Source organism: Anaerobacterium chartisolvens, from assembly GCF_003337415.1.
GTDB lineage: Bacteria > Bacillota > Clostridia > Acetivibrionales > DSM-27016 > Anaerobacterium > Anaerobacterium chartisolvens.
Genome location: NZ_QPJT01000009.1, coordinates 82,474 through 108,542, shown reverse-complemented (window position 1 = coordinate 108,542; position 26,069 = coordinate 82,474). Strand labels below are relative to the sequence as shown.

General features: G+C 43.3%; 20 protein-coding genes. 18 read left to right on the top strand and 2 right to left on the bottom strand.

Going from position 1 to position 26,069, the window contains the following annotated elements; translation table 11 throughout:
- Positions 1-205: 205 nt before the first annotated feature.
- The 12 genes from DFR58_RS09495 to DFR58_RS09440 all read left to right on the top strand — a co-directional run bounded on the left by DFR58_RS09495 (position 206) and on the right by DFR58_RS09440 (position 14,819).
- Positions 206-1,084 (top strand): glycosyltransferase family 2 protein, encoded by an 879-nt coding sequence (locus DFR58_RS09495; protein WP_114297604.1) that lies wholly within the window; start codon positions 206-208, stop codon positions 1,082-1,084.
- Between the two features lie 248 nt (positions 1,085-1,332).
- Positions 1,333-2,460, top strand: coding sequence for a DegT/DnrJ/EryC1/StrS family aminotransferase (locus tag DFR58_RS09490; RefSeq protein WP_114297603.1), 1,128 nt, complete (start codon positions 1,333-1,335; stop codon positions 2,458-2,460).
- A 131-nt stretch (positions 2,461-2,591) separates the two neighbouring features.
- Positions 2,592-3,671 carry a multiple monosaccharide ABC transporter substrate-binding protein gene (chvE, locus tag DFR58_RS09485; protein WP_114297602.1) on the top strand — a complete coding sequence of 360 codons (1,080 nt, stop codon included), beginning with the start codon at positions 2,592-2,594 and terminating at the stop codon, positions 3,669-3,671.
- 47 nt (positions 3,672-3,718) lie between these two features.
- Positions 3,719-5,251, top strand: a complete 1,533-nt coding sequence (gene mmsA, locus DFR58_RS09480) for a multiple monosaccharide ABC transporter ATP-binding protein (protein ID WP_114297601.1) — start codon at positions 3,719-3,721, stop codon at positions 5,249-5,251.
- A 49-nt stretch (positions 5,252-5,300) separates the two neighbouring features.
- Entirely contained in the window at positions 5,301-6,482 is a 1,182-nt protein-coding gene (mmsB, locus tag DFR58_RS09475; RefSeq protein ID WP_207659200.1) for a multiple monosaccharide ABC transporter permease, read from the top strand.
- A 143-nt stretch (positions 6,483-6,625) separates the two neighbouring features.
- On the top strand, positions 6,626-8,689 hold the full coding sequence (hyfB, locus tag DFR58_RS09470) for a hydrogenase 4 subunit B (protein WP_114297600.1): 2,064 nt from the start codon (positions 6,626-6,628) through the stop codon (positions 8,687-8,689).
- A gap of 44 nt (positions 8,690-8,733) precedes the next feature.
- Positions 8,734-9,657 (top strand): respiratory chain complex I subunit 1 family protein, encoded by a 924-nt coding sequence (locus DFR58_RS09465; protein ID WP_242987511.1) that lies wholly within the window; start codon positions 8,734-8,736, stop codon positions 9,655-9,657.
- A 5-nt stretch (positions 9,658-9,662) separates the two neighbouring features.
- Positions 9,663-10,331, top strand: a complete 669-nt coding sequence (locus DFR58_RS09460; RefSeq protein ID WP_114297598.1) for an NADH-quinone oxidoreductase subunit K — start codon at positions 9,663-9,665, stop codon at positions 10,329-10,331.
- Positions 10,332-10,333: 2 nt separating this feature from the next.
- Positions 10,334-11,821, top strand: coding sequence for a hydrogenase 4 subunit F (locus DFR58_RS09455; RefSeq protein WP_114297597.1), 1,488 nt, complete (start codon positions 10,334-10,336; stop codon positions 11,819-11,821).
- 4 nt (positions 11,822-11,825) lie between these two features.
- The gene (locus tag DFR58_RS09450; protein ID WP_242987508.1) at positions 11,826-13,454 is read left to right on the top strand and encodes a hydrogenase large subunit; all 1,629 of its coding nucleotides are present in this window, start codon (positions 11,826-11,828) and stop codon (positions 13,452-13,454) included.
- A gap of 30 nt (positions 13,455-13,484) precedes the next feature.
- Positions 13,485-14,288, top strand: a complete 804-nt coding sequence (locus DFR58_RS09445) for an NADH-quinone oxidoreductase subunit B family protein (protein ID WP_114297596.1) — start codon at positions 13,485-13,487, stop codon at positions 14,286-14,288.
- Positions 14,289-14,618: 330 nt separating this feature from the next.
- Positions 14,619-14,819, top strand: a complete 201-nt coding sequence (locus DFR58_RS09440) for a hypothetical protein (RefSeq protein ID WP_341457395.1) — start codon at positions 14,619-14,621, stop codon at positions 14,817-14,819.
- 53 nt (positions 14,820-14,872) lie between these two features.
- Here the strand turns inward: DFR58_RS09440 and DFR58_RS09435 are convergent, their stop codons facing one another.
- Both DFR58_RS09435 and DFR58_RS09430 read right to left on the bottom strand, forming a co-directional pair.
- Positions 14,873-16,666: a tetratricopeptide repeat protein gene (locus DFR58_RS09435; protein WP_114297595.1), complete on the bottom strand. Its 1,794-nt coding sequence runs from the start codon at positions 16,664-16,666 to the stop codon at positions 14,873-14,875.
- On the bottom strand, positions 16,650-18,407 hold the full coding sequence (locus DFR58_RS09430) for an S-layer homology domain-containing protein (protein ID WP_147273162.1): 1,758 nt from the start codon (positions 18,405-18,407) through the stop codon (positions 16,650-16,652). The genes DFR58_RS09435 and DFR58_RS09430 overlap by 17 nt, the downstream gene beginning before the upstream one ends.
- Positions 18,408-18,781: 374 nt before the next feature.
- On the opposite strand from DFR58_RS09430, the gene DFR58_RS09425 reads away from it, so the two are divergent.
- From DFR58_RS09425 to DFR58_RS09400, 6 genes are all read left to right on the top strand, one after another.
- On the top strand, positions 18,782-19,951 hold the full coding sequence (locus DFR58_RS09425; protein WP_114297593.1) for a cysteine desulfurase family protein: 1,170 nt from the start codon (positions 18,782-18,784) through the stop codon (positions 19,949-19,951).
- A complete protein-coding gene (thiI, locus tag DFR58_RS09420; protein ID WP_114297592.1) occupies positions 19,948-21,129 on the top strand; it encodes a tRNA uracil 4-sulfurtransferase ThiI in 1,182 nt (393 codons plus the stop codon). Before DFR58_RS09425 ends, thiI begins: the two co-directional genes overlap by 4 nt.
- 169 nt (positions 21,130-21,298) lie before the next feature.
- Complete coding sequence (locus DFR58_RS09415) at positions 21,299-22,693, top strand: VanW family protein (RefSeq protein WP_114297591.1); 1,395 nt, start codon at positions 21,299-21,301, stop codon at positions 22,691-22,693.
- A 30-nt stretch (positions 22,694-22,723) separates the two neighbouring features.
- Positions 22,724-23,410, top strand: a complete 687-nt coding sequence (locus DFR58_RS09410) for a DUF2225 domain-containing protein (protein ID WP_114297590.1) — start codon at positions 22,724-22,726, stop codon at positions 23,408-23,410.
- Between the two features lie 29 nt (positions 23,411-23,439).
- Complete coding sequence (locus tag DFR58_RS09405) at positions 23,440-24,420, top strand: AIR synthase family protein (RefSeq protein ID WP_114297589.1); 981 nt, start codon at positions 23,440-23,442, stop codon at positions 24,418-24,420.
- A gap of 285 nt (positions 24,421-24,705) precedes the next feature.
- Positions 24,706-25,941, top strand: coding sequence for a serine hydroxymethyltransferase (locus tag DFR58_RS09400; RefSeq protein ID WP_114297588.1), 1,236 nt, complete (start codon positions 24,706-24,708; stop codon positions 25,939-25,941).
- Positions 25,942-26,069: the final 128 nt, after the last annotated feature.

Below are 26,069 nucleotides of genomic sequence, written 5' to 3'. Positions count from 1 at the left end.
ATCTTTATGTCTACTATATAGTATTTTAAACGCTCTCCGATTGTGTACATAAAACCCAAAAAACTAATTAATGCTCGTACGGTCAGGCCCCTGTGCCTGACCGCGCCCCTGTGCCCATATATCAAATAATACGGTGTCAACATATCGGGTGCATTGACATAATATAAAAGAGGCAATTTTAATAGAGAGGCCGCAGGCGATATTTATGATACCTCCTCTAGTCAGCTTCGTGGCATGGAACAGGCTTGGGCTTACGGCAAGAAATCTGATGGCACTTCTTGCTACGCAGGATGATTTCGAGCTGTATATTATTGATAATAATTCCACCGATAACTCCTGGGATTTCATTTGGGACTTAAGGGACGAAAGAATAAAAGGCAGAAAAAGGTTTGAGCTTAACAGAGGCCCTGTCTATGCCTCAAACTATAATCTATCACTAAGAAAGCAAGGACAGTATTTCATAACGGTTGACAGTGATGTAAATATACATACCCCCAATTGGGTAAGTGTTTTTTTGAACGCCTTCTCGCAGTTTCCCGAGGCCGGGCTTCTGGGGGCGGTGAGCAAGGAGTATTACGACAGGTATAACCAGACTATTATAAGGAAGGAGGGGAGAGGCATTTACTATTTGCAGCTTGTAAGAGGGTTTGTAGAGGGCTGCTGCCAGTGCCTGCGGCCTGAGCTTGTTGATATCCTGGGCTATTGGAGCGAGGAAAGCTGCATGGGTGATACCGAAATTTGCAGCAGGATATGCACAGGCACCCCCTATAAGGCGGGCTTTCTTCCCGCTGTTGAAATCGACCAGCTTCAGAAGGTGGATTGCAATGAGTGTGCGGCACAAAAATGGTGCCGTCTCGACAGGGACAAAAAAACCTGCTTTGACATAAGGAATGAAAAGTATTCCAATCCTCAGTTCCGAGCCGTAAACGGATGGAAGAACAACAAATGCATAAAGGAAATAGAGCAGGGCAGAAGGCCGGTATTTTGTCCGTCTGTACATGATGCCCAGTCTCTGGAAGCGGCCTTTTACAACAGAGGTATGGCAGAGGAAAATTTTCGGTTCTATGAGCTGCATGGTAATTGATAATATACATATGTAGCGATAAAGATTTTACATGGAGGATATAGTTTGATGGAAGAAATTTTTTTGACCCGTAAGGAATACATCTAAGAAAAGCGCCTGATGACATACCCGGGAGACATTTCCCCGCAAGGCGTCTTTTCGTTGCTATTAAAAATTTCTGTAAGCAATTATATCCTCTATGTTTGTAAAATCTTTATCGCGTCCTATCTACATAAAAAACAATTTAAAACTTTAAAGGATGTGTTTTTATGGCTAAAGCAAAAGCATTTTCGCAGCCGGTATATGTCACCAGCCCCCTGCTGCCTGACCTTGACGATATGAATAAAATGCTTTCCTCGATATGGCGGAGCGGACAGCTTACAAACAACGGCAGTATGGCTGTGAGGCTTGAAAAAGAGCTTGCAGACTTTCTGGGGGCGAACAACCTCTCTCTGTTTTCAAACGGCACTGTTGCTCTTCAGCTTGCGTGCAGGCTTTTGAGACTGTCGGGAGAGGTAATAACCACACCTTTTACGTTTGCGGCCACCTGCCACGCCCTGTCATGGAGTAATCTCACTCCTGTTTTCTGTGACATTGAGGAGGATACCTTTAATATAAATCCCAAGGAAATAGAAAAGCTAATAACCGCCAATACCACTGCCATAATGCCTGTGCATGTTTTCGGCAACCCCTGCAGAGTGGAGGAAATTCACGGTATTGCAAAAAAACATGGGCTAAGGGTAATATACGATGCTGCCCATGCCTTCGGTGTTGAGGCAGGAGGGAAGCCTATAGGCTGCTTTGGAGACATATCCATGTTCAGTCTTCATGCGACAAAGCTGTATCATACCATAGAGGGCGGTGCCTTAACCTTCAATGACCCATATTTGAAGCAGAGGGCCGACTCGCTTAGAAATTTTGGGATATTAAACGAGGAATTGATAATTGAGCCTGGAACCAACGCCAAGCTGAATGAGGTTCAGGCCGCAGTTGGAATATTACTTCTTGCGCAGGTAGATAAGGAAATTGAAGGAAGAAAGGCAATTACCGGCATATACAGAAGCCTTCTTAAGGATGTGCCCGGCATCAGGTTTTTTGAAGAAGCAGAGGGAGTAAAATACAACTATCCCTATTTTGTTATAGAGGTAAACGAGAATGAATTTGGCATATCACGCGACATGCTTTACGAAAGGCTAAAGGAGCATAACGTTTTTGCAAGAAAATACTTTTATCCCCTCTGCAGCCGGTTTCCATGCTATAAAAGCCTTCCTTCTGCAGCTCCCGGAAGGCTTCCTGTGGCTGAAAAAATTGTTGAAAGGGTAATGTCGCTGCCTCTTCATGGCAGGCTGCCCCAGGAGTATGCCGAAAGAATATGTGCAATAATAAAAGGAGTGTGATGATTCGTTCCTCTGCATTATATATCTGTATTATATATAAAATGTAAAAAATAATTGACAGAATATTTGGTAAAGGTTATTATTAAAACAGTCAAATATACTTAAGTATACCATGAAAGGAATGAGTTGCCATGAAAAAAATACTCGCATTTACATTGGCGGCAACGCTGATGCTTGGTTTTACAGGGTGTAACAATTCTAAACCTGTGGGAGGAGAACAGAAAGGCATAAAGGTTGGCGTGGCTATGCCCACAAAGTCTTTGCAGCGCTGGAATCAGGACGCTGAAAACATTCAGAAAAAGCTGACGGACAAAGGCTATGAGGTTGATATTCAGTTTGCGGAAAACAAAGTAGACGCTCAGGTTTCACAAATTGAGAACATGGTTACAAAGGGTGCTAAGGTGATTGTGGCTGTTGCCATTGACGGAAGTGCACTTTCTTCCGTGCTGGATGACGCTAAGGCCACGGGTGTGAAGGTGATATCATATGATCGTCTGATTATGAATACCGATGCTGTGGACTATTATGCTACCTTTGATAATTACAGCGTGGGACAGATTCAAGGACAGTACATAGAGGAGAAGCTCGGACTGAAGGAAGGCAAGGGGCCGTATAATTTCGAGATTGCAACCGGTCCTCTTGATGATAATAATGTAGTGTATTTCTTTGGCGGTGCAATGGACGTTCTGAAGCCGTATGTCGATAAGGGGCAGCTTGTTGTCCGTTCAAAGCAGACGACCAGAGAGCAGTGTGCCACTCCGAACTGGGAGGAAAACAAGGCACAGGAGCGTATGGACAATATTCTAACGGCAAATTACACATCTGAGAGGCTGGACGCCGTGCTTTGCTCCAATGATTCCGTTTCTCTGGGTGTGCAGTCGGCATTAAAGTCGGCCGGTTATGGCACTTCTGACAAGCCTATGCCTATTCTGACGGGTCAGGATGCCAATATTGCAAATGTAAAGGCAATTGTTGCAGGGGAGCAGTCCATGAGTGTGTTCAAGGATACCAGAGCGCTTGCCGACAAGGTGGTGGAAATGGTTGATGCTGTCGTACAGGGAAAAGAGCCTGACGTAAACGATACCAAAAGCTACAATAACGGTAAAAAGGTGGTTCCTTCCTATCTTCTCAGGCCGGTCGCGGTTGACAAGGATAATTATAAGAAGCTTTTGGTGGAGTCGGGCTATTACACCGAAGATGAACTGAAATAACGGTCATAGAAAGTCCGCGGTTTTGAACAACAGGCAGGGGGCGGAGTATGAGCAGGATTTTGCTGGAGATGCAGGATATCGTAAAGGAATTTCCAGGCGTAAGGGCACTCGACCATGTAAATATTCAGGTTGCGGAGAAAAGCATACACGCGCTGGTAGGAGAGAACGGAGCAGGGAAGTCTACCCTGATGAAGGTTCTCAGTGGAGTTTATCCATATGGTACATATGAGGGAAGTATTTTATATGACGGCATAGAATGTAAATTTAATAACATCAGGGAAAGTGAGACGAAGGGCATTGTTATTATCCATCAGGAGCTGGCCTTAATCCCGTATCTTTCCATTATGGAAAATATTTTCTTAGGGAATGAGCAGGCGGTACGCGGAGTTATCAATTGGGATAAATGCCGTTGTGAGGCCATGCGTCTGATGGAGGTTGTCGGCCTGAACGAAAGGCCGGAAACGCCCGTTAATAAAATCGGCGTTGGAAAGCAGCAGCTTGTGGAAATCGCAAAGGCACTGTCTAAGAACGTACGCCTGCTGATTCTGGATGAACCGACTGCGGCATTGAATGATGAAGACAGTGCCAAGCTGCTGGATTTGATTCTGCGCCTGAGAAAAGAGCGCGAAATGACCGGTATTATTATATCTCACAAGCTGAACGAGGTGACCAAGGTTGCCGACAAAATTACAGTTATCCGTGATGGAGCTACCATTGAAACGATTGACTGTCATATGCAACAAATTACCGAGGAACGTATCATCAAGGGTATGGTTGGACGCGAAATTACTAATCGTTACCCGCGCCGTGAGAATAAGGCGGGCGAGGTTCGCTTTGAGGTAAAGGACTGGGTAGTGCATTCCCCTGAGTACAGGGAACGGTTAATTGTTGATCACGTTAGCTTTCAGGTTCGCCGCGGGGAAGTAGTGGGAATCGCGGGGCTTATGGGTGCGGGCCGTACCGAGCTGGCTATGAGTATTTTTGGACGCTCTTACGGCGCAGGGATTAGCGGCAGAGTGTTCAAGGACGGTAAGGAAATACAGGTGCGCAGCGTGTCGGATGCCATTGAAAACGGCATTGCCTATGTTACTGAGGACAGGAAGTCACAGGGCTTAATCTTAATCGACAGTATCCGTGCCAATATTACGCTTCCCAGCTTAAAAGCACTCTCCAGACTTGGCATTGTTAATGAAAATGAAGAGGTCAAGGTGTGTGAGGAATATTTTAACAAGCTGGTAATTAAGGCGACGGATATACACCAGCTTACAGGAAACCTTTCGGGAGGCAACCAGCAAAAGGTTATGCTGGCGCGCTGGATTTATGCCGACCCCGACGTGCTTATTCTGGACGAGCCGACCCGCGGCATTGATGTGGGGGCGAAATATGAAATTTACTGTATTATTAACGAATTGGCTGAAAGCGGGAAATCGGTAATCGTAATATCCTCCGAGCTTCCGGAAGTGCTTGGTATAAGCGATCGCGTTTATGTTATGAATGAAGGGCGATTTGTCGGTGAGGTTTCAGGAGAGGAAGCAACTTCGGAAAATATTATGCATTGTATTATGCAAAGCAACTGTTGAGCCTTCGGCCAACAGTTGCTTTCATCTATGTGAAAGGACGGTCATTGGAATGCCAACCATAGAGAGAAAAGTGGTTTCATTAGAGAAGAAAGCCTTTTCATTGGATATTAAGAAATACGCCATGTTTATTGCACTGATTGTCATTGTTCTGTTTTTTCAGGTGACAACCGACAAAATTCTTTTGGTGCCGATGAATGTATCCAAGCTGGTGATGCAGAACAGCTACATACTTATTCTGACAATAGGGATGCTGCCTTGTATCCTTACAGGGAATATCGATCTTTCGGTTGGCTCTATTGTAGCTGTCATCGGCGCCGTGTCGGGAACCATGATTATTTCAATGCACCAGCCTGTGTGGCTCGCAGTATGTGTCTGCCTGCTGCTGGGGATTGCCATTGGCGCATGGCAGGGCTTGTGGATTGCATTTGTACGTGTACCTTCGTTCATTGTGACTCTCGCGGGAATGCTGATTTTCCGCGGACTGACTATGGTAATCCTCGACGGAAACACGCTTGGCCCTTACCCGGCCTCGTACCAGTTTGTTGCGCAGGCTTTTCTGCCTGATATTCCCGGCACTGAGGGGCATATCACTACTATGCTGATGGCAATACTTCTGGCGGCGGGTTTTGTATTTTTGGAATTCAGAAAAAGAAAGCAGCAGATCAAATACGGAATACAGGTTGGGGGAAAGATAGCTTTTTCCTTTCGTCTGGCGGCCATGGCAATAATTATTCTGTTCGTATCCTATTGGCTTACACTGTTCAGAGGAATGCCCATTATACTTGTTCTTTTGGGTGTTCTCATAATATTTTATTCATTTGTAACGACAAAAACCGTTATTGGGCGGCATATTTACGCTCTGGGCGGGAATGAGCGCGCCACTGAGCTTTCGGGAGTAAAGACAAAATGGGTTAAATTTGCCGCCTATGTCAATATGGGACTTATGGCGGCGGTTGCCGGACTGGTGTTTTCCGCCCGCTTAAATTGTGCCGGTCCGACTGCGGGAAACGGCTTTGAATTGGATGCAATTGCCGCCTGCTATATAGGAGGGGCTTCTGCTACCGGCGGTGTTGGGACTGTTGTTGGGGCTATTGTCGGAGGACTTGTTATGGGTGTGCTGAACAACGGCATGTCCATTATGGGCATCGGCATTGACTGGCAGCAGGCAATCAAGGGCTTTGTGCTTCTTGTCGCCGTAGCTTTTGATATTTACAATCAATCAAAGAAATAATGTGATGCAAAGGACGGCTGCCCTGCCCCAATAAGTTGGAGCAGGACAGCCGTCTTTTGCATCGCCCGGTTTAAACCAAATTTGACAACCAATTTTAAAAGGAGTATCATATAGAACGTGGTTTTAAAATTGGGGGTCAGGTTATGCCTTTAGACGATATAGCCCTGTTTTCAGGGTATGAATATATATTTGCAGCTTTGCTTATACTGTATTTATCGGGTGCCTTGCTCAGCTTGCTGGTATGCAGGAGCCAAAAGGGCTCTAATGCTGTTGCAAATGTTGCAGCCGCCGCAGCTTCTTTAACAGGAATAATATTCTGTGTCTGCAAGCTTTTGATATATAATGGGAGATCCTTTGATATAAATCTGAAAACGGGGATTTATCCTATATCAATAAGCTTTCACATTGATAACCTTTCTGCCTTTTTTGTACTGGTAATATCTCTTCTGGCCTTTGTGGCTTCAATATATTCTATGGGTTACCTGAAGCATTATTACAATAGCAGGAATATAGGGGTGTTCGGGTTTCTTTACAATCTTTTTATAGCGTCCATGATTATGGTTGTAACCTCAGGGAATATTTTTTTCTTTTTGGTTGCATGGGAAATCATGTCTATGGTTTCGTACTTTCTTGTTGTGTTTGAAAATGAAAAGCCCGAGACGCAAAGAGCCGGTACTATTTATATAATTATGACACACATAGGCACTGCATTTATTATAGCGGCTTTTGTTCTCATTTACCAGTATACGGGAAGTGCAAGCTTTGCGGAAATAAATGCCTCCGGCATACCCTATGCTGTAAAAAATGTCATATTTATATTTTCACTGATAGGCTTTGGCACAAAGGCGGGAATAATTCCACTGCATATATGGCTTCCAAAGGCCCATCCCGCTGCACCCGGAAACATATCGGCGCTTATGTCGGGGGTTATGATAAAAACCGCTGCCTACGGCATTATAAGAATAGTTTTCGATATACTTGGGGGAGGGTATCTGTGGTGGGGCACGGCAATACTTTTACTGGGCGGCATTTCCGCTATTGTCGGTATAGCCTTTGCATTTATGGAAATCGATATAAAAAAGCTACTGGCATACTCCAGTGTAGAAAACATGGGTATTATATTTATAGGCATCGGCCTTTCTTCAATTGCCTGTTCAAATGGAAATACAGTGCTGGCAGTGTTCTCGCTGACTGCTTCTCTTTTACACATTTTTAATCATTCAGTCTTTAAAGGGCTGTTGTTCTTAGGAGCGGGCTCGGTTCATTATTCAACCGGAACCAGAAATATGGAGAGGCTGGGGGGATTGATAAGGAAAATGCCGTACACCGCCATGTTTTTCCTTGCGGGGGCATTATCCATATCGGCACTGCCCCCATTTAACGGCTTTGTAAGCGAATGGGCCATATATCAAGCATTATTTGCCTCTGCCGGAACAGGCGGCTCATGGATGAAGATTATTATTATCGTCACGGCGGCACTTCTAGCAATAGCAGGTGTTTTGGCGGCGGCAAGCTTTATAAAGACCTTTGGCACGGCATTTCTCGCACTGCCCAGGACAAGCGCGGCGGAGGAAGCGAAGGAGGCACCCCGGACAATGCTTGCGGGGATGGGGATTCTGGCGGCGCTATGCCTTGCCGCAGGAATTTTTCCTGTGCATCTGTTAAAATTGCTGGACGGAATTAATAGAGAAATGCTTAACGCTTCAATTTTCCAAGGTGCGGCGGGATATTCAAGCCTTGTATTGCACTCGTATGAGGGAAATACATCAATATCTCCTGCGGCACTTGCAATAATAGGCTTGCTGTTAATACCGGCGGTGCTTTTGGCGGTAAGGTATATGAGCAAAAATTCAAGCTTCAGAAATTATGGAACGTGGGACTGCGGATACAGACGGCTTGACTCCAGAATGCAATACACCGCCACAGGCTTTTCCAAGCCGGTAAGAATTGTTTTCAGGGCTTTTTACAGGCCGCAGAGAGAGCTTCAGATAGAACGGGGAAGCAGCCGGTATTTCTTTAAGAGGGCCAGATATAAGGTGTCTACCGTATCTGTTTTTGAAAAGTATCTTTATGAACCAATTGTAAGAAGTGTTGTAAACTTTGCAAGAAGAATGAGGCTGCTGATACAAACAGGCAGCATACATACATATTTGATTTATATATTTGTCGTGGTTATAGCCATGCTTATTTATTATGCGAGGGCATAAATTTTTATACGAGGGCTTGAGGTGCGGGAATGTTTCAGGGAATTGTGAAAATTGTTGTGCAGCTTATTATAACGGCTGCATTGGCTCCATTGGTAAGCGGCATTATAAAAAAGCTCAAGGCGAGGGTCCAGCACAGAAAGGGCGCATCTGTATTTCAGGGGTACTTTGATTTGCTTAAGCTTTTTAAAAAGGATGTTGTTGTGTCACATAATGCCTCGTGGATTTTTACCGCTACACCGTATATTTATTTCGTGTCTATATTGGCTGCATCCCTGTTTGTGCCAGCAATACCGCAGCTGTTTTCCTTTGGCTTTATCGGTGACGCCGTGCTTGTGGTTTACCTTATTGCCATAGGCAGATTTTTTATGGCACTTTCGGGAATGGATACCGGGAGTACCTTCACAGGAATGGGCAGCAGCCGTGAAATGATGATTTCCGCATTGATAGAGCCATCCATGATGCTTGTGCTGTTTACCGTCGGCTTAAATCCCCTTGTCGGCTCATTGAGCTTTCAGGCCATATATAAGGGCTTTGCAGCTCCGGGCTGGGGCTTCGTCAGTCCCAGCTACCTGCTGCTGCTTATATCCATGCTTATAATTGTTATTGCCGAGACTGCCAGAATACCTGTGGATGACCCGTCAACCCATCTTGAGCTCACTATGGTGCATGAGGCAATGCTGCTTGAATATTCAGGGAGGCATCTTGCACTGATGGAGATATCGGCATCAATCAAGCAGCTTCTGTTAATTACTGTTATTTGCAATGTTTTTATTCCGTTCGGGAGCAATGCAGGCGTTATACAAGCACTTGGACTATACGTTTTAAAGGTGTTGGTTATTTCCGGCGTAATAGCCGTTATAGAAATAAATTCCGTTAAGCTCAGGCTTTTCAGTGTGCCTAATCATGCGGCACTGGCATTTATACTGGCTGTTTTGGGCTTTATGTCTTCATTTGTATTCGGGAGGTAGCTGTAATGTTTAAGCTTGAGGAGATTTTGAATATACTGTCCATGCTGATTTTAATTTCGGCTTTTATCCTTGTTGCCAATAAGAGGGTTAATTCCTATATAAAAACCTTCAGGCTTCAGTCAATGCTGCTTGCCGCAGCTGCAGGCACCCTTGGGATTTACCACATGGCAGCCGAACGGAAATTTGACAGTGCCATAATAATGTGCCTGCTTATAATATTGCTCAAGGTTATATTTATACCGGGGATGCTGAACAGGATATGCAAAAGGGTGGAGTACAAGGTTGAAAAGGATTTCTTCATCAATATACCGATATCCATTATAATATGCTGCGGGCTTGCAATACTGGTGTGGTATGTTATATCCCTGATACCTGACATAAAGGGGGCATATGAAATCATGTTCCTCACCAATTCGATATCCCTTGTTATGATAGGGCTGTTTTTTATGATTAGCAGGAAAAAGGCCATAGGCCAGATAATAGGCTTTCTGGTTATTGAGAACGGAATGTTCATGGCTGCGCTGCTTACAACCTTCGGTATGCCTATGATTGTTGAGATAGGAATATTTTTTGATGTGCTTGCGGCTGTGCTTATAATGGGTGTGTTTGTTTTCAGGATAAATGAGAGCTTTGATTCAATAGACATTGATAAATTAAGGAACTTGAGGGGTTAATTATGTATATTCTGCTTCTTATGATTATACCGCTTATTTCTTGCGGACTGTTCTGGACTACGAATAAAAAAAATGTTATCAACACAATAAATGCTTGCGGTGCTGCCTCTCTTCTTGTGGTATCAATAATTGTTATTTGGGATGTGCTCCGAAATGAATTTGTTTCGCCCGCTTTTTTCAATAACATTTTTTACATTGACGCTCTCAGTGCTTTAATTCTTTTTGTCACTGTATCGGTAGTATTCCTCGCATCTGTTTTTTCAATAGGGTATATGAATGAAGAGCTTAAAAGAGGCGTGATAAATATAAGAAGGCTGAAGCTGTATTATTCTTTGCTCCATGTGTTTGTTTTTACAATGATATTGACTGTGTCAACACAGAATATGGGCTTAATGTGGATTGCGGTAGAGGCTACTACCCTTGCGTCAGCGTTTCTTGTGGGGTTTTACAGCAATAAGAAATCCATAGAGGCGGCATGGAAATACATAATAATATGCTCTGTAGGAATAGCCTTTGCCATGCTGGGGACGGTTATGCTTTATTATTCATCGGTGCATTCTCTGGGGGAGTCTGCGCAGGGGCTTAACTGGCAGTACCTTTTTCAGAGCTCGGACAGGCTGCAGGGAAGCATTTTAAGGATATCGTTTATTTTTATTCTTGTGGGGTTTGGCACAAAGGTGGGTTTAGCACCTATGCACACCTGGCTTCCGGATGCACACAGCCAGGCGCCTTCTCCCATAAGCGCGCTGCTGTCAGGAGTGCTTCTGAATACAGCAATGTACAGCATTATAAGGGTAATGGCGATAGTAAACAGAAATGCAGGCAGCAATATGTTTACCGGAAGGCTCCTTATGGCGCTTGGAATTATTTCTATAGGAACTGCCGCCGTATTCATACTGGTACAGAAGGATTTTAAGAGAATCCTTGCTTACTCAAGCATAGAGCATATGGGAATTATAGCACTGGGGCTGGGAATGCTTTCCCCGTTAAGTGTATTTGGCGCATTGTACCACGTATTAAATCATGCCTTTACAAAGTCAATGCTGTTTCTGGCTTCGGGAAGCATATACTTAAAATATGAAACCAAAATAATTAATAAGGTTCAGGGCATATTTAAAATCATGCCGGTGACAGGAACCGCATTTATGCTGGGGCTGTTTGCAATTACAGGAATGCCGCCCTTTGGCATATTCAGCAGCGAATTAAATATAATAATGGCATCCTTTAACGGAAAGAAATATATAATCGCCGGTCTGCTTTTGCTGTTTCTGGCATTAATTTTTGCAGGCTTTGCCGCCCAAATGTTCAGAATGTTCTATGGCAGGCCTTTGAGCAAGGAAACACATCAGGGGGAAATTAACTGGCCGGGGACAGCGGTACTGGTTATACTGCTGCTTATAATAACCGTGACGGGGCTATACCTGCCTTACCCTGTTAATGAGCTTATTAACCGCGCAAGGGATATTATACTGCTGCCGGCGGGAGGCTGAAGAATTGACAGGTGAGTTTATCGTTAAAAGGGGGAGTGAAGGGCCAATGATGCTAAAGCTTATGGATTCTATTAAAGAAGGCTTTTGTAAAGACATAATAAAGACCTATACTGTTAACAAAAATGAAACCTATATAGAGGTATCTAATGAAGCTGTAAAACGACTGTGCATGTTTATTTATAAAAATATAGAATGTTCTCTCATAAACCTGTTTGCAAATGATGAAAGGGAGGTTAACGACGGATTTTCCGTATACTATTCCTTTGCGGCAAAGAAAGAGGGCGAGTTGATTACAGTAAAAACCACTATCAGCGACACAAGCGTCATTATACCGTCCGTCACTCTTGAGATACCTGCCGCCAACCTCTATGAAAGGGAAATCCGGGATATGATGGGGATAGTATTTGAAGGACATCCCGACATGAGGGAATTTGTGTTTCATGAGAATTGGCCTTGGGATCTCCATCCCCTGCAAAAGGACTTTAGTGCATCCCGAAAGCCTCCGTTTGAAAACAGAAGGCAGGATTTTGTCAGGATAGAGGGCTCTGGAGTTTTTGAAATACCTGTGGGGCCTGTACACGCCGGAATAATAGAGCCTGGGCATTTCAGGTTCAGTGTTGCGGGAGAGCCTGTTATAAACCTTGAGGCCAAGCTCTTTTATGTGCATAAGGGAATTGAAAAGCTTTGCGAGGAAAAGCATTTTGAAAAGGTGTTTTTTATGTCCGAGAGAATATCGGGGGACGAAAGCTTTTCAAATTCTCTTGCGTACTGTCAGGCCATTGAAAGGATTGCGGGAATTTATGATGTTCCCGAAAGAGCGGCATATGCAAGGACAATTTTTTGCGAGCTGGAGAGGCTGTATAATCACATCGGAGATATTGCCGGAATATGCTTAGATGTTGCTTACATATTTGCAAACGGGCAGTTTGCAATGATGAGGCGGTGGTGCCAGATGCTTAATGAGGAGCTGACGGGAAGCCGGTTTTTAAGGAGCGTGAATTTTCCCGGCGGGGTACGGCGGGAGTTTATTAAGGATAAGGAAAAGATAGTCCTGCCTGCTATGGACAGGCTTGAAAAGGAATTTTCTGAAACGGTTGACATAATTAAATCCAACGCTATGTTTATAGACAGGGTAGAGAATACTGGAGTCGTAAGCCATACGCTTGCGGTGGAGCTAAACTCTGTAGGGCCTGCTGCCCGTGCTGCGGGAGTGCATGATGACGCAAGAGTAAATTTCCCGTATGCAGCCTATGACAAAATAAAGTTTGAAGTACCCAACCACAACAACGGGGATGTTAACTGCAGGATGAACACAAAGATTGAAGAGGTGGCGCAGTCAATAAGCATAATAAGGCAGGCTGTGGAGCTTATGCCCTCAAGCGGAGGCATAATTGAGCCTGTGGAAAGCCTTGAGCCGTATAAGCATGCCTTTGGGATAACCGAGGCTCCCAGAGGAGAAAACTGCCATTGGGTGATGTCGGGGGAGAATAATAAAATATTCAGGTATAAGGTCAGAACGCCGTCCTTTTGCAACTGGCCGGTTTTATGCCATGCCGTCAAGGGGAACATAATTCCTGATTTTCCTCTTATAAACAAAAGCTTTAATCTTTCTTATTCGGGGAATGATTTATAGAAATAATAACAGCCTTAAGGAGCAATAAGCATGTTTAATATTATAAAAAAGTCCATACAGCATGGAGTTGTTACTGTCGACTATCCTAAAAAGCCCATAAAAACCGACTTTATCACAGGTAAGCCCGAAATAGACATTACAAAATGCAATGTATGCGGACAGTGCATAGAAAGATGCCCTAGCGGAGCGATTGTGAAGTATTGCCGCCGTGACGGACAACAGTCCATAGGGATAAATGTGGATGAGTGTATATTCTGTTCTTTGTGTGCCGATATATGTCCCCAAGGGGCTATTGCAATGTCAAAGGAATTTGAGCTTGCTAAAAAATCCAGAGACGAGCTGAGGGTAACAGAGGCCGGTATTAAAGCGGGTGACGAGAGGAAGGATTGTGAGCTTATAGGAAAGCAGCTTAAGCATAATATAAATAAGTATTTCGGAAGGAGTCTTAATATAAGAGAGGTTGATGCCGGCTCCTGCAACGGCTGCGATAATGAGGCCAATGCTCTGAACGGTCCGTACAATGACATAGAAAGGTTTGGGATAAGCTTTGTAGCATCTCCCAGACATGCCGATATGCTGCTTGTTACCGGGCCTACGACCCGAAATATGGAGCTTGCGTTAATTAAGACATACAATGCAACCCCTGATCCAAAGCTGGTTGTTGCGTTGGGTGCATGTGCATGCAGCGGGGGCATTTTTAAAGACAGCTATGCAACAAGGAATGGAATTGACTCTATAGTGCCTGTCGATGTGTATATACCCGGCTGCCCTCCAAGGCCCCAGGCTATAATATACGGAATACTGAAGGCTGTGGAAAAACATGCTCGCCTTTAAAAAAATAACCTTCACTTGGTTTATTACCATTAAATTCCTGTATTAGAGTATTTATTATTTTACTTTTGGATTTGGACATATTATAATTATGGTTAATACTATATATAGGACGGGATAAAGATTTTACAAACATAGAGGATATAATTGCTTACAGAAATTTTTAATTACAACGAAAAGACGCCTTGCGGGGAAATGTCTCACGGGTATGTCATCAGGAGCTTTTCTTAGATGTATTCCTTACGGGTCAAAAAAATTTCTTCCATCAAATTATATCCTCCATGTAAAATCTTTATTGCATCGTATATAATATATGAAAGAGGGATGCTGGTAATGGATGATTGGTGTCAACTGTATGACAGAGAGTGCATTGATTGCGGAGAGTGCGAGATATGCGATCTGGACAGCAGTAAGAGATGCGACAACTGCTGCAGGTGTATTGATGAAGATATAGAAAGCCATAGAAGCCTCAATATAAAGGAGTTTATGGACAGGGGAAAGGATTTGGACAGGTTTAAGAGCAAGGGCGTATAGTGTAAAAGCAGGCAAATGCTTTAGTGAACAAGCACTTTTAGCCGGTATGCTCTTTATTTAACTGAGGTAGTTAGCTTTTTATCAATATCCTCAAGCTTTTTCTTTATATCCTTGCTGTCATTATAATCGTTATACTCCAAAAACCTTTCATAATAGAATTTGGCATTTTTATAATCCTCTTTCTCACAATACAAATTTCCGAGGGCTTTTAATATAAATGTGGACTTATCATTGACCTTGTAGCCGTCTAAGTATTCATCAATGGCTTTATCGGGTTCATTCAGCTTTTCGTAGGCGGAGCCTAAATTAAAGTATGCATACTCGGATTTTCTTATGCGGTTGGTTATATTTGCTTCATCTATGCACTTTTGATATTCCTTTTTTAAGAGATACACCTTTGAGAGGTTGCAGTGGGCGGTATCATTCCTGGAATAAAGCTCAATTGCCTTATTAAACTCCTTTTCGGCTATATCGAGATATTCAAAGGTGTCGGGGTCTTTTTCGTCATACGCATTCATATAATTGGTTGCCAGAACACAGTGCGCGCGGTCGCTCCTCGGAGCCTTGTTAACCACGTCGCTCCACAGCCTTATACCGCTGCCAAAAATATAATTCCTGTGCAGGGTGAGGGCTGAGTTCATGGAGATATAAAAGGTCATCACAACGATAAAAAACAAAACGGGCTTTTTAAAATTATATCTTCCCCTCCCCCCACGGGACCGTGAAAATATAATTCCTGCAATAGCCATTATAAAGCCCGCTATAGGGAAGTAAAGCCTGTGCTCAAAGTACACATCCTTTATTGAAATAAACGAAGATTCAACTGACAGGCCTATAAAAAACCACAATATCCCAAAGGATAAAAGCTTGTTTTTCCTTACATTGAGCAGCGAAATAAACCCTATAAATAAAAGAATCAGAAAGGATATATATGAGTTGTTTTCCCATATGGTTTTAGATACAGGGAAGTCGTTGCTGTAGTCAAAGTTTAGGTCGTCGGGTATAAACAGCAGCTTTATATATTTTACTATCACATTCATTTGAGTATAAAAATAGTGAAGCCTGTCCATTGAGGTGCTGGCCTTGAAGCTTACATTAGGGTCACTCTGGCTGTAGCCTCCCCAAAAAAGTGTTGTGGACGGTATGATAGGTATTGTGGCTAAAAGTATAAAAATAAATAGAAGCCTTTTTTTCCAGCTCGTTTTTCCGTCCTTTAAGAAAAACATAAGCTCAATTAATATAAGCATAAATGGAATTGTTATAGTATTTTCCTTTGTAAACATTGCGAGGACAGTAAACAGAAGAGTAAGTGCAAAGTGGCGTATCTTGTCATGAAGCCTGAATTTGATAAAGAAGAATACCGCTATCATGTAAAACAGCGAGGCAAGAGAGGCGGTACGCTGAACAATATAGGTAACGGCATTGACCTGTATGGGATGGGTTATAAATGCCGCGGAGCATATCACAGAAATTATATTGCGGTATTTCCCCGGTATTTTCTTATTGAAAAAGCCAAGCCCCAGTATGCTCCTGATAATCAGAAGCACAAAAAAGCCGTTTAAAATGTGTATCAAAAGGTTTACTATATGATAGCCCACAACACCTGTCTGATGTATAAAGTAGTTTAGCGAAAAGGTAAAATAGAGGACAAACCTGTTGGAATAAAACTTCCAGATAGCCGCTATGTCCCACGGGTGACGGATGGAGATGTTGTTGGAAATAGATCCGAAATCGTCCAGGGTAAAGGGAGCGGTGAAGCTGTTTGAATACACAATCAGAGCCAGTGCCGCAATTATACCCAGAGCTATTAACTTATTTTCAAGCCTTTTGTCAATCTTCTGTATCATCTTTTCCACCGGATAAATTTAGTATTTGCTGCCATACATCAAGATATGCACCCTTTTCGATATCGCCGTCATAGTCGGGGATATTCCCAAGTCGCCACAGTGAAATGCCGTATATTCCAAACATGTTTGCAAGCTTTATTTTTGCATGTACGCTTCTGCTGTCCTCATACCATATTCTATTATATACATTGTCCTTTGGATTAAGGTATGTAATATATGGGTTTTCACTTGAGGCAGAATAATTGACCCTTAAGTCCTTCATGCCGTCACTGTTTAAAACCCTGTCTCTTATTTTGTCAGATGAGGTGGTGTACACCCTCTTATTTATAACCTTATTATCTTTGGACTGCCACTGCGCGGTTCCAAAGGAGATTTGAAGCCATATTTTGCTTGTGTCCTCCACCCCTGAGGCTTTGTCGGTTATGGTTTTTAATGCATAGTATACCTGATCGATAGGGGTAACGGGAGTAAAGGTGACATTCCTGTCCATGTCCGACTGCGTAAGCACCATTGCGTTATAGTCATGGGCCATTAAAATTACCTTATCGGCAAGGCTTCCTATTGTTTTATAGTCGTATCCGTCATAGCAGACCTGATTTTCCACTCTTGGGTGTACTGCTACATACAGCTTTTTCTCAGTCTGTGAAAGCTCCTTTTTCAGTTCCGCAAGAAAGGTGTTTAAGCCTTCGGAGGAGGCTTCTCCCTTTAGCCCCTCAAAGTCGATAACCACACCGTCAAAGGATATGGATTGCCCGTTTTGAGAGTATGTTGAGGAAAGCTTCTTTATAATGCTGTCTATTATTGCTTTCCGTCTCTGCGGCTTGCTTGTTACGAAATCAACTATGCCCACATATTTTTGCTTTTCCTCCTCCCACACACGTGTGTCCTGAGATGCGTATACATTAAGCTGTGTGGAGACACCGGCCTTAACCGCTGTATCTATAGGATCTTTAAAGCCTGTGGGAAGATAGAAATCTGCGTTGTTTTTATTACTCATACTAAGCTCTACCCTGTATGCCTGCTTATTGTATTCAAGGCGGCTCCATCCAAAGCTTACGGAATCCAGCCTGTTTATAAGCTCCTTCTGGCTATATGCTCCCAGCGCATAGAAGGCGTGCAGCTCATCAATACGGATGTTTAGCTTGCTGTGCATCCTCATAAGCCACAGCGCGGCATCCTCTTTTTTGACAGGCTGCTTAGGGCTGAACAGGGATTTTTCGGAGGCTGATACAATCCCCAAATCTCTGGCGATTACTATATAGCCCTTGCTGTCCGAGACATCCTCATAAGGCTTATACTGAAGCGAGGGCTGCGCCGCAAGCGTATTGTACCCCATACACCGCACAAGCATAACAGCGGCTTCTTCTCTGGTTATATAGTCCGAGGGCCGGAATTTTTCGGCATCCCTTTTTATCACACCTTTACTGAGCGCGGTTTCTATGTATGCATAATAAGCCGAGGACTTGCTGGTGCTATCCGTAAAGCTTGCCTTTTCAGGGGTTAAAAGCTCCCATTGCATCAGTGAAACAAGATACATAACAAACTCGCTTCTCTTTAGAGGCTTTCCGTACCCAAACTTATTTTCCCCTGTGCCCTTTATTATATTTAATTCTCTGAGGCTGTTTATGGCATCATACGCTGGCGAGCTTGCGGGAACATCTGAAAACGGCCTTGCCTCCGTCGATTCCGCGAAGACGGGGAGGGCATAGGCCAATATGGCTAAAACTATCAATGTGCTCATTAAGAGCGAGCTCACTAAGCGCGAGCTAACTTTTCCTTTAAGCTTTGTAATCACTTTAAATGACCCCTTATCTATTTGATTAAGTTTAATTTATAGTTGCTTTTATGCAATATATTAATATAGACGAACCTATCCATACTTTGTTCCACTATAGTCTATCATGATGCCTTTTGCGTTGCAATAGCGTGTGGCTTTCAAAAGCTATTGAGATATTTGCCTCAATACAATATAATGTAAGCGGCGCTTCAAAAAAAACGCTGATGACTAAAATCGCTGTATTATGTTAAAATAATTAGTATTGCTTTAACAAGTGCCCTGCAAGTGCTGCAACATTTCATTTGCGGGGCTATTAGAATCAGAGGCGGGGAAATAATATGCAAAGGCAGATATATCTGGATAACAGCGCGACCACCAGGCCGTATGACGAGGTGCTTCGGTATATGAACCATGTGGCGGGAGAGGTGTACGGAAACCCATCTTCAATGCATTTCATGGGCATAGAGGCCGAAAGGCTCGTTAAAAAGGCAAGGGATACAATAGCTGGGTCCATAGGAGCTCAAAGCAGGGAGGTTTATTTCACTTCAGGAGGAACCGAGTCGAATAACCTCGCTATAAGAGGGTATTTAGAGGCCAACCCCAGACGGGGAAATCACATATTAACTACAAAAATAGAGCACCCGTCGGTGCTTGAGGTATTTAAATATCTTTCCGATAAGGGATATGAAACAGAGTATGTGGATGTATCCTCCGAGGGAATAATAGACGTTGAGGATTTGAGGAAAAAAATCAACAGCCGCACAGCTCTCATAAGCGTTATATACATAAATAATGAGACGGGAAGCGTTCAGCCGGTTGATGAAATAGTCAATATAAGGAACTCTGTAAACAAGGCGGCAGCATTACACATTGATGCCGTTCAGGCATACGGGAAGATTAAATTTTCCCCCGCAAGAATGGGTGTTGATCTCATGTCGTTAAGCTCACATAAGATACACGGTCCTAAGGGAGTGGGGGCTTTATACGCAGGCAGGCATGTAAAGCTCCGGCCATTGATATTTGGGGGCGGACAGGAGGCATTAATCAGGTCGGGAACTGAAAACGTACCCGGTATTTGCGGCTTTGGGCTTGCCTCCGAAATTACCTTGCGGAATCTTGAAGGGAATTTTCAAAAGGCGGTACGAATAAAAAACATGCTTAAGGAGCTTATTCAGAGCGAGCTTACAGGGTATAAAATTATTTCGCCTGACGATGCCTCACCCTATATACTGTGTGTTTCGTTTGAAAACATAAAAGCGGAGGTTTTGCTGCACCACCTTGAGGAAAGAAATATATTTGTTTCTACCGGGAGTGCATGTGCCTCAAGAAAAGACCTGCACAGCCACGTTCTCCGGGCAATAGGGCTGGAAGCGTGCTATATGGACGGGCCGGTGCGCTTCAGCTTTTCATCCTTCAATGAGGAGGAGGAGATAAAGGAGGCGGTACAGGCCATAAAGGATATACTGCCTAAAATACAGATACATAAAAGACGCGGAGGAAGGATATGAAAAACATAATTCTTGTCAGGTACGGAGAAATAATATTAAAGGGCTTAAACAGGCCGGTTTTTGAGGAGAAGCTTTCATCAAATATAAAAAAGTCTATTTACAGTCTGGGAAAAGTCAGCATTATAAGATCGCAGGGGAGAATATTTATAGAGCCCCATGACGAGGGCTATGATTTTGAGGCTGCCGTCGAAAGGCTTGTAAAGGTATTCGGAATAGTTTCGGTAAGCCTTGTATGGAAAATAGATTCGGAATTTGAGACAATAAAGGAATATTCGCTCAAAATGGTGCGGGAGATGATGCTAACAAAACCACACTCATCCTTTAAGGTGGAAACAAAAAGAGGAAATAAGCGGTTCCCCATGCAGTCTCCCGAGATAAGCCGCGAAATAGGGGCGCATATTTTGTCCCAAATCCCTTCCTTGAGAGTGGATGTTAACGACCCCGGCTTTATACTTTATATTGAGGTCAGAGAGGATACCTATATATATTCCGAGAAAATACCCTCCAACGGGGGAATGCCTTTAGGCACAAACGGAAAGGCAATGCTTCTGCTTTCGGGAGGCATTGACAGCCCTGTGGCGGGATGGATGATGGCCAAAAGGGGAGTGGAAATTGAGGCGGTTCACTTTTACAGCTACCCTTATACCAGTGAAAGAGCGAAGGAAAAGGTTATTGATCTTGCTAAAATAATGGCGGGCTACTGCCTGCGCATTAAGCTCCATATAGTTCCGTTTACAGAAATACAGGTGCAAATCAACGATACTTGCCCTGAGGAACAGCTTACAATAATAATGAGACGGGCTATGATGGTAATTTCAGAAAGGCTTGCCGCCAGAGAAGGCGCGCTGGCGTTGATAACGGGAGAAAGCATGGGCCAGGTGGCAAGCCAGACAATACAAAGCCTTGCGGTGACTAATGCCGCGGTAAAAATGCCTGTATTCCGTCCCTTAATAGGAATGGATAAAAATGAAGTTATAGAGATAGCCAGAAGGATAGGAACCTTTGAGACGTCCATACTGCCATATGAGGATTGCTGCACCGTTTTTGTGGCAAAGCACCCCAAAACAAGGCCACAGCTCCAAAAGGTAATTGAGCTTGAGGACGGCCTAGGGCTTGAGAGCCTGATAGACAAGGCTATAGAGGATACAGAGGTAATTGAAATTAAAGCTCCCTATTAATAGTACTATGCCAGTTAGGAAAGTAATATCTTCCGGTCCAGAAATTACTTTCTGCTATCACTGTAACAAGGTGCTATTAATTTGTTTAAAGTGAGTAATATATATCCTGCCAGAAATAATATTAATATAATAAGAGATTTTGTAAAGGAGGCTCTCCGGCGGGTATATTATGAAAATTAGCCACTTAAAAAGCAATAGGGCTGTGAAAGCAGCTTTGATTTCCATAGCGGCCTTGCTTGTGCTTTTGGTGCTGCTGTGTATACGGCTCCTTTTACCCGATACAATTTATAAGGGGGTTATGATAGACAATATAGATCTTTCAGGCATGAGCAGGTCGGAGGCAAGAGAGGTTATAGGACAGAGAGCCAGACATTTTACTGAAAATGAAAGGATTGTTTTAAAATATGGAGACACCGTCTGGAGCTTTGCCTTAAAGGACATTTCGTTTGCATTTGAAACGGAGCAGGCGTTGAATGAGGCCTTTAATATGGCAAGGACAGGAAATATATTTCAAAGGATGCATAAGGTGCTGCTGCTGAGATTTAAAGGCAGAAACATTGAACTGAAGTCCTCCTTTAAAAGAAGCAGGCTTTTGGAAATCATAGACAATATAAAGCTTAAAATAGACAAAAAAGAGAAGAGTGCCAGCGTTATTTACCAAAATGGAAGTATAATTATTGGAGAAGAAGTTATAGGAAGACTTGTGGATGTTGACAGCAGCCTGAAATTGGTAGAAAATTGTATATTGGAAAGAAATTTTAAAGCAATAGAGTTAGTGGTTGAGGAAAGAAGGCCGGAGATATTGTCCCGCGACATAGATAAAATAGACACTGTGCTTGCTTCGTTTTCCACAAGCTTTAATGCCAATGATACAGACAGGACTCAGAACTTAAAAATATCCTGTGATAAAATAAGCGGAACCATATTGTTTCCGGGAAAAGTATTTTCAATGAATGAAAGGCTTGGCCCCCGGACAGTTGAAAATGGTTTTAAGGAAGCTAAGATTATTTATAAAAGTGAATATATAAACGGAGTGGGCGGAGGCGTGTGCCAGATAACCACAACCTTATACAATGCGGTGCTTAAGTCGAGGCTTAAGGTTGTGGAGAGAACGCACCACACCCTGCCCTCGCTGTATGTGGGTCCTGGACAGGATGCCACAATAGCCGAGGACTATATAGACTTTAAATTCAAAAATGACCAGCATTATCCTGTTTGCATAAATGCAGGTATTGTCAAAAATCAGGTTGTTATATCAATACTGGGCAAACAACAGAAAAATAAATACACTGTCAGGCTTATTCCTGATATAATAGAAGAGTATCCTCCCACGGAGGAGGAAATTATAATAGATAACTCGGTGCCTGATAACAGCGAGGTGATTGCCCAAAAGCCAAAGAACGGGTACAGGGCGGTGCTGTATCGTGAAATTTATGATGAAAATAATAAGCTTATACTTAAGGAAAAAATCTCCGATGATATATATAAGCCGTTAAAGGCGCAGGTGAAGGTTAACCAAAGTAATCCAAAGGCCCAAAAAGCCCAAAAAGGGCAGGACAAATAGACATAGAGACGTTTAAGAGGGGGAAGCGTAGTGAATAATGCGTTATATAACAAGGAAATACAATGCCCGGTATGCTCAAGAAAATTTGAAATAACAAAGGTAAAGTCGAAGGTATGTAAGGTTGCGTCCAGAGATTCAGATTTTTGTGTGCATTATGAAGGGCTGAATCCTATTTTTTATGATGTGCTGGTGTGTGAAAATTGCGGCTATGCCGCGTTTGCGGACAAGTTTGAGGAAATTTCCAAAAAGGATGCCACAAATACATTGAAGAATATAGGAACAAAATGGAACAGCAGAAGCTTTTCAGGAGAGAGAAGTATTGAAACGGCTATAGAGGCGTTTAAGCTTCTTTTAATAAACCTTCAGGTTAGAGGCGCAAAAACCAGCGAGCTGGCAAAGACATGCATAAGAATAGCCTGGATGTATAGATATGCTGAGGATAATGAAAAGGAAAAGGAATTTTTGAGGTTTGCATTAAAGTTCTATGACGAGACATATCAAAAGGAAAGATTTCCCGTAGAAAAGCTTGATGAGGCTACATGCATGTATATGGTTGCGGAGCTGCACAGGAGAACGGAAAATATTGAGGAATCGATAAAGTGGTTCAGCAGGCTTATAAGCTCTCCGGAGGGAAGAAGGAACCCTAAACTGATAGAAGCGGCGAGAGAGCAGTTTCAGCTTGTCAAGGAGCAGTCAGGAAAGTTGGCAAAGGAATAGCTTGTTTTAAGCTTTAGGGGGGACTTTGTGTGGAAATAGGCAAACTGCCTAACGATATGCTTCAAAATATTATATTAAATAAAATAAAGCATTTTAGAAACGACATTCTTGTGCGGCCGGGGATAGGGGAGGATTGCTGTGCCATAGATTTTGGCGAGTATTCCTGTGTCATGTCCTCCGATCCAATAACGGGAGCGTCGAATGAAATAGGCCGCCTTGCCGTGCATGTTTCATGCAATGATGTGGCAACCTGCGGAGTTGAGCCTTTAGGTCTGCTGGTCACCATACTTGCTCCGGTATATGCCTCCGAAAAGGAGTTTGATGAAATAATGGGGCAGATTTGTGATACCGCAGCGTCAATAGGGGTTGATATACTTGGAGGGCATACCGAGGTTACGGATGCCGTAAACCGCTTCGTTATCACCACTACCTCTGTTGGAAAGGTACTCAAGGACAAGCTGGTTGTATCCTCGGGTGCCAACCCGGGAGACGACATAATTATTACAAAATCTGCCGGAATTGAAGGTACCGCCATAATAGCTCATGACAGGGAGGACTTTTTGCTTGAAAGGCTTGATGCCCATGATATTGAAAGGGCAAAGGGTTTTACCGGCAGCCTCAGTGTTGTAAAGGAAGGTGTCATAGCCGGGAAATTAGGAGCATCCGCAATGCACGATGTGACGGAGGGAGGAATACTGGGCGCCGTCTGGGAGGTAGCCACGGCCTCGGGCCTTGGGGCTGAGATTTACCGTGAAAGCATACCGGTGGAGGATATTACCCAAAAAATATGCAATATTTTTGATATAGACCCTTTAAAATTAATTTCAAGCGGTTGTATGCTTATAGCCTGCAAAAACGGGAATGAGATGCTAAAGGCACTTGAAGCCTCGGGCATAAAAGCTTCAAGAATCGGAAAAATGACTGAGGATAAAGAGACGTTTATAATATCTCGGGGCAAAAAGGAGCTTGTGAGCCAGCCGGGAACCGACGAGCTTTATAAAGCCACATAATAGCCCCATAAGCTGCGGAAATTCGATAAATTTTTTATATATAATTGACATACATTGTAAATACCATTATAATTTGATTGAAAAAGCCAGTGCCCTGTGACGGAAATTTTATCCGGCGGGTGATTTGCAGGCTTTGAAATACTCCTTCAAGACTATTTACGGCGAAATGTATCAAGCTGTTTTCAGTGTTAGCGGTTGATTGTTACAAGGGAGTCAAATCTTTTAGAAAGGTTTGGCTTTATTATTGTTTAGCAGTATCAGAATATACTTTAGGAGGATTACTGTATGTACAGTCTGAATGAATTAAGCAAAGTCGACATGGAGGTTGCAAAGGCTATTGAAGATGAGGTTTCACGCCAGAGAAATAAAATTGAGCTCATTGCTTCCGAGAATTTTGTCAGTCCCGCCGTTATGGAGGCTTTAGGCACCCCATTAACAAACAAGTACGCCGAGGGCTACCCCGGCAAGAGATACTATGGGGGTTGTGAGCATGTTGATGTAATAGAAAAGCTCGCAATAGACAGGGCAAAAGAGATTTTCGGAGCGGACCATGCCAATGTCCAGCCTCATTCCGGCGCTCAGGCAAATATGGCGGTATTCTTTGCTGTGCTGAACCCCGGAGACACTGTTCTCGGAATGAATCTTGCCCATGGAGGACATTTAAGCCATGGGATGCCTAAAAATATTTCAGGAAAATACTACAACGTTATACCCTATGGTGTTAGAAAAAATGATTCCAGAATTGACTATGACGAGGTAAGAAAGCTTGCTAAGGAGCATAAGCCAAAGCTTATAGTAGCAGGTGCAAGCGCTTATCCCAGAATCATTGATTTTAAAGCGTTTGGGGAGATTGCCGAGGAAACGGGGGCATACCTGATGGTTGATATGGCGCATATTGCCGGACTTGTAGCCGCAGGACTTCATCCCAATCCCGTGCCGTATGCTCACTTTGTTACCACTACAACGCATAAAACTCTCCGCGGTCCGCGCGGCGGCATGGTGCTTTGCAGGGAGGAGTTTGCCAAGGTGATTGACAGTGCCGTGTTCCCGGGACTTCAGGGAGGGCCTCTCATGCATGTTATAGCGGCAAAAGCGGTAAACTTCAAAGAGGTTTTGTCCAAGAACTTCAGCCAGTACCAAACACAGATTGTAAAAAATGCAAATGCTCTGGCTAATGCTCTTATTGAAAAGGGCTTTGAGCTTGTATCCAACGGAACCGACAATCACCTTATGCTTGTAGACCTTACAAATATGGGGGTTACAGGAAAACAGGCGCAGCATATGCTAGATGAGGTATTTATAACGGTAAACAAAAACGGCATACCCTATGATACCCAGAGCCCGTTCGTAACAAGCGGCATAAGAATAGGCACTCCTGCTGTTACCGCAAGGGGAATGAACGAGGAGGATATGATACAGATTGCGGAAATTATTCATATGGCAATAACTGATTTTGAGAACTCAAAGGAAAAGGTTGTTGAGTCTGTAAAAGCACTCTGCGGCAGAAATCCGTTATATTAATAAAGGCTTTGTTTTATGGGGCACCCATGCCGGGCTGCCCTTTTGTTGTATAATACTCTTATTATTTTGGAATATACATGATATAATCTAATATGACAGTATTTTTTAGAGCTTTATTATTTTGCACC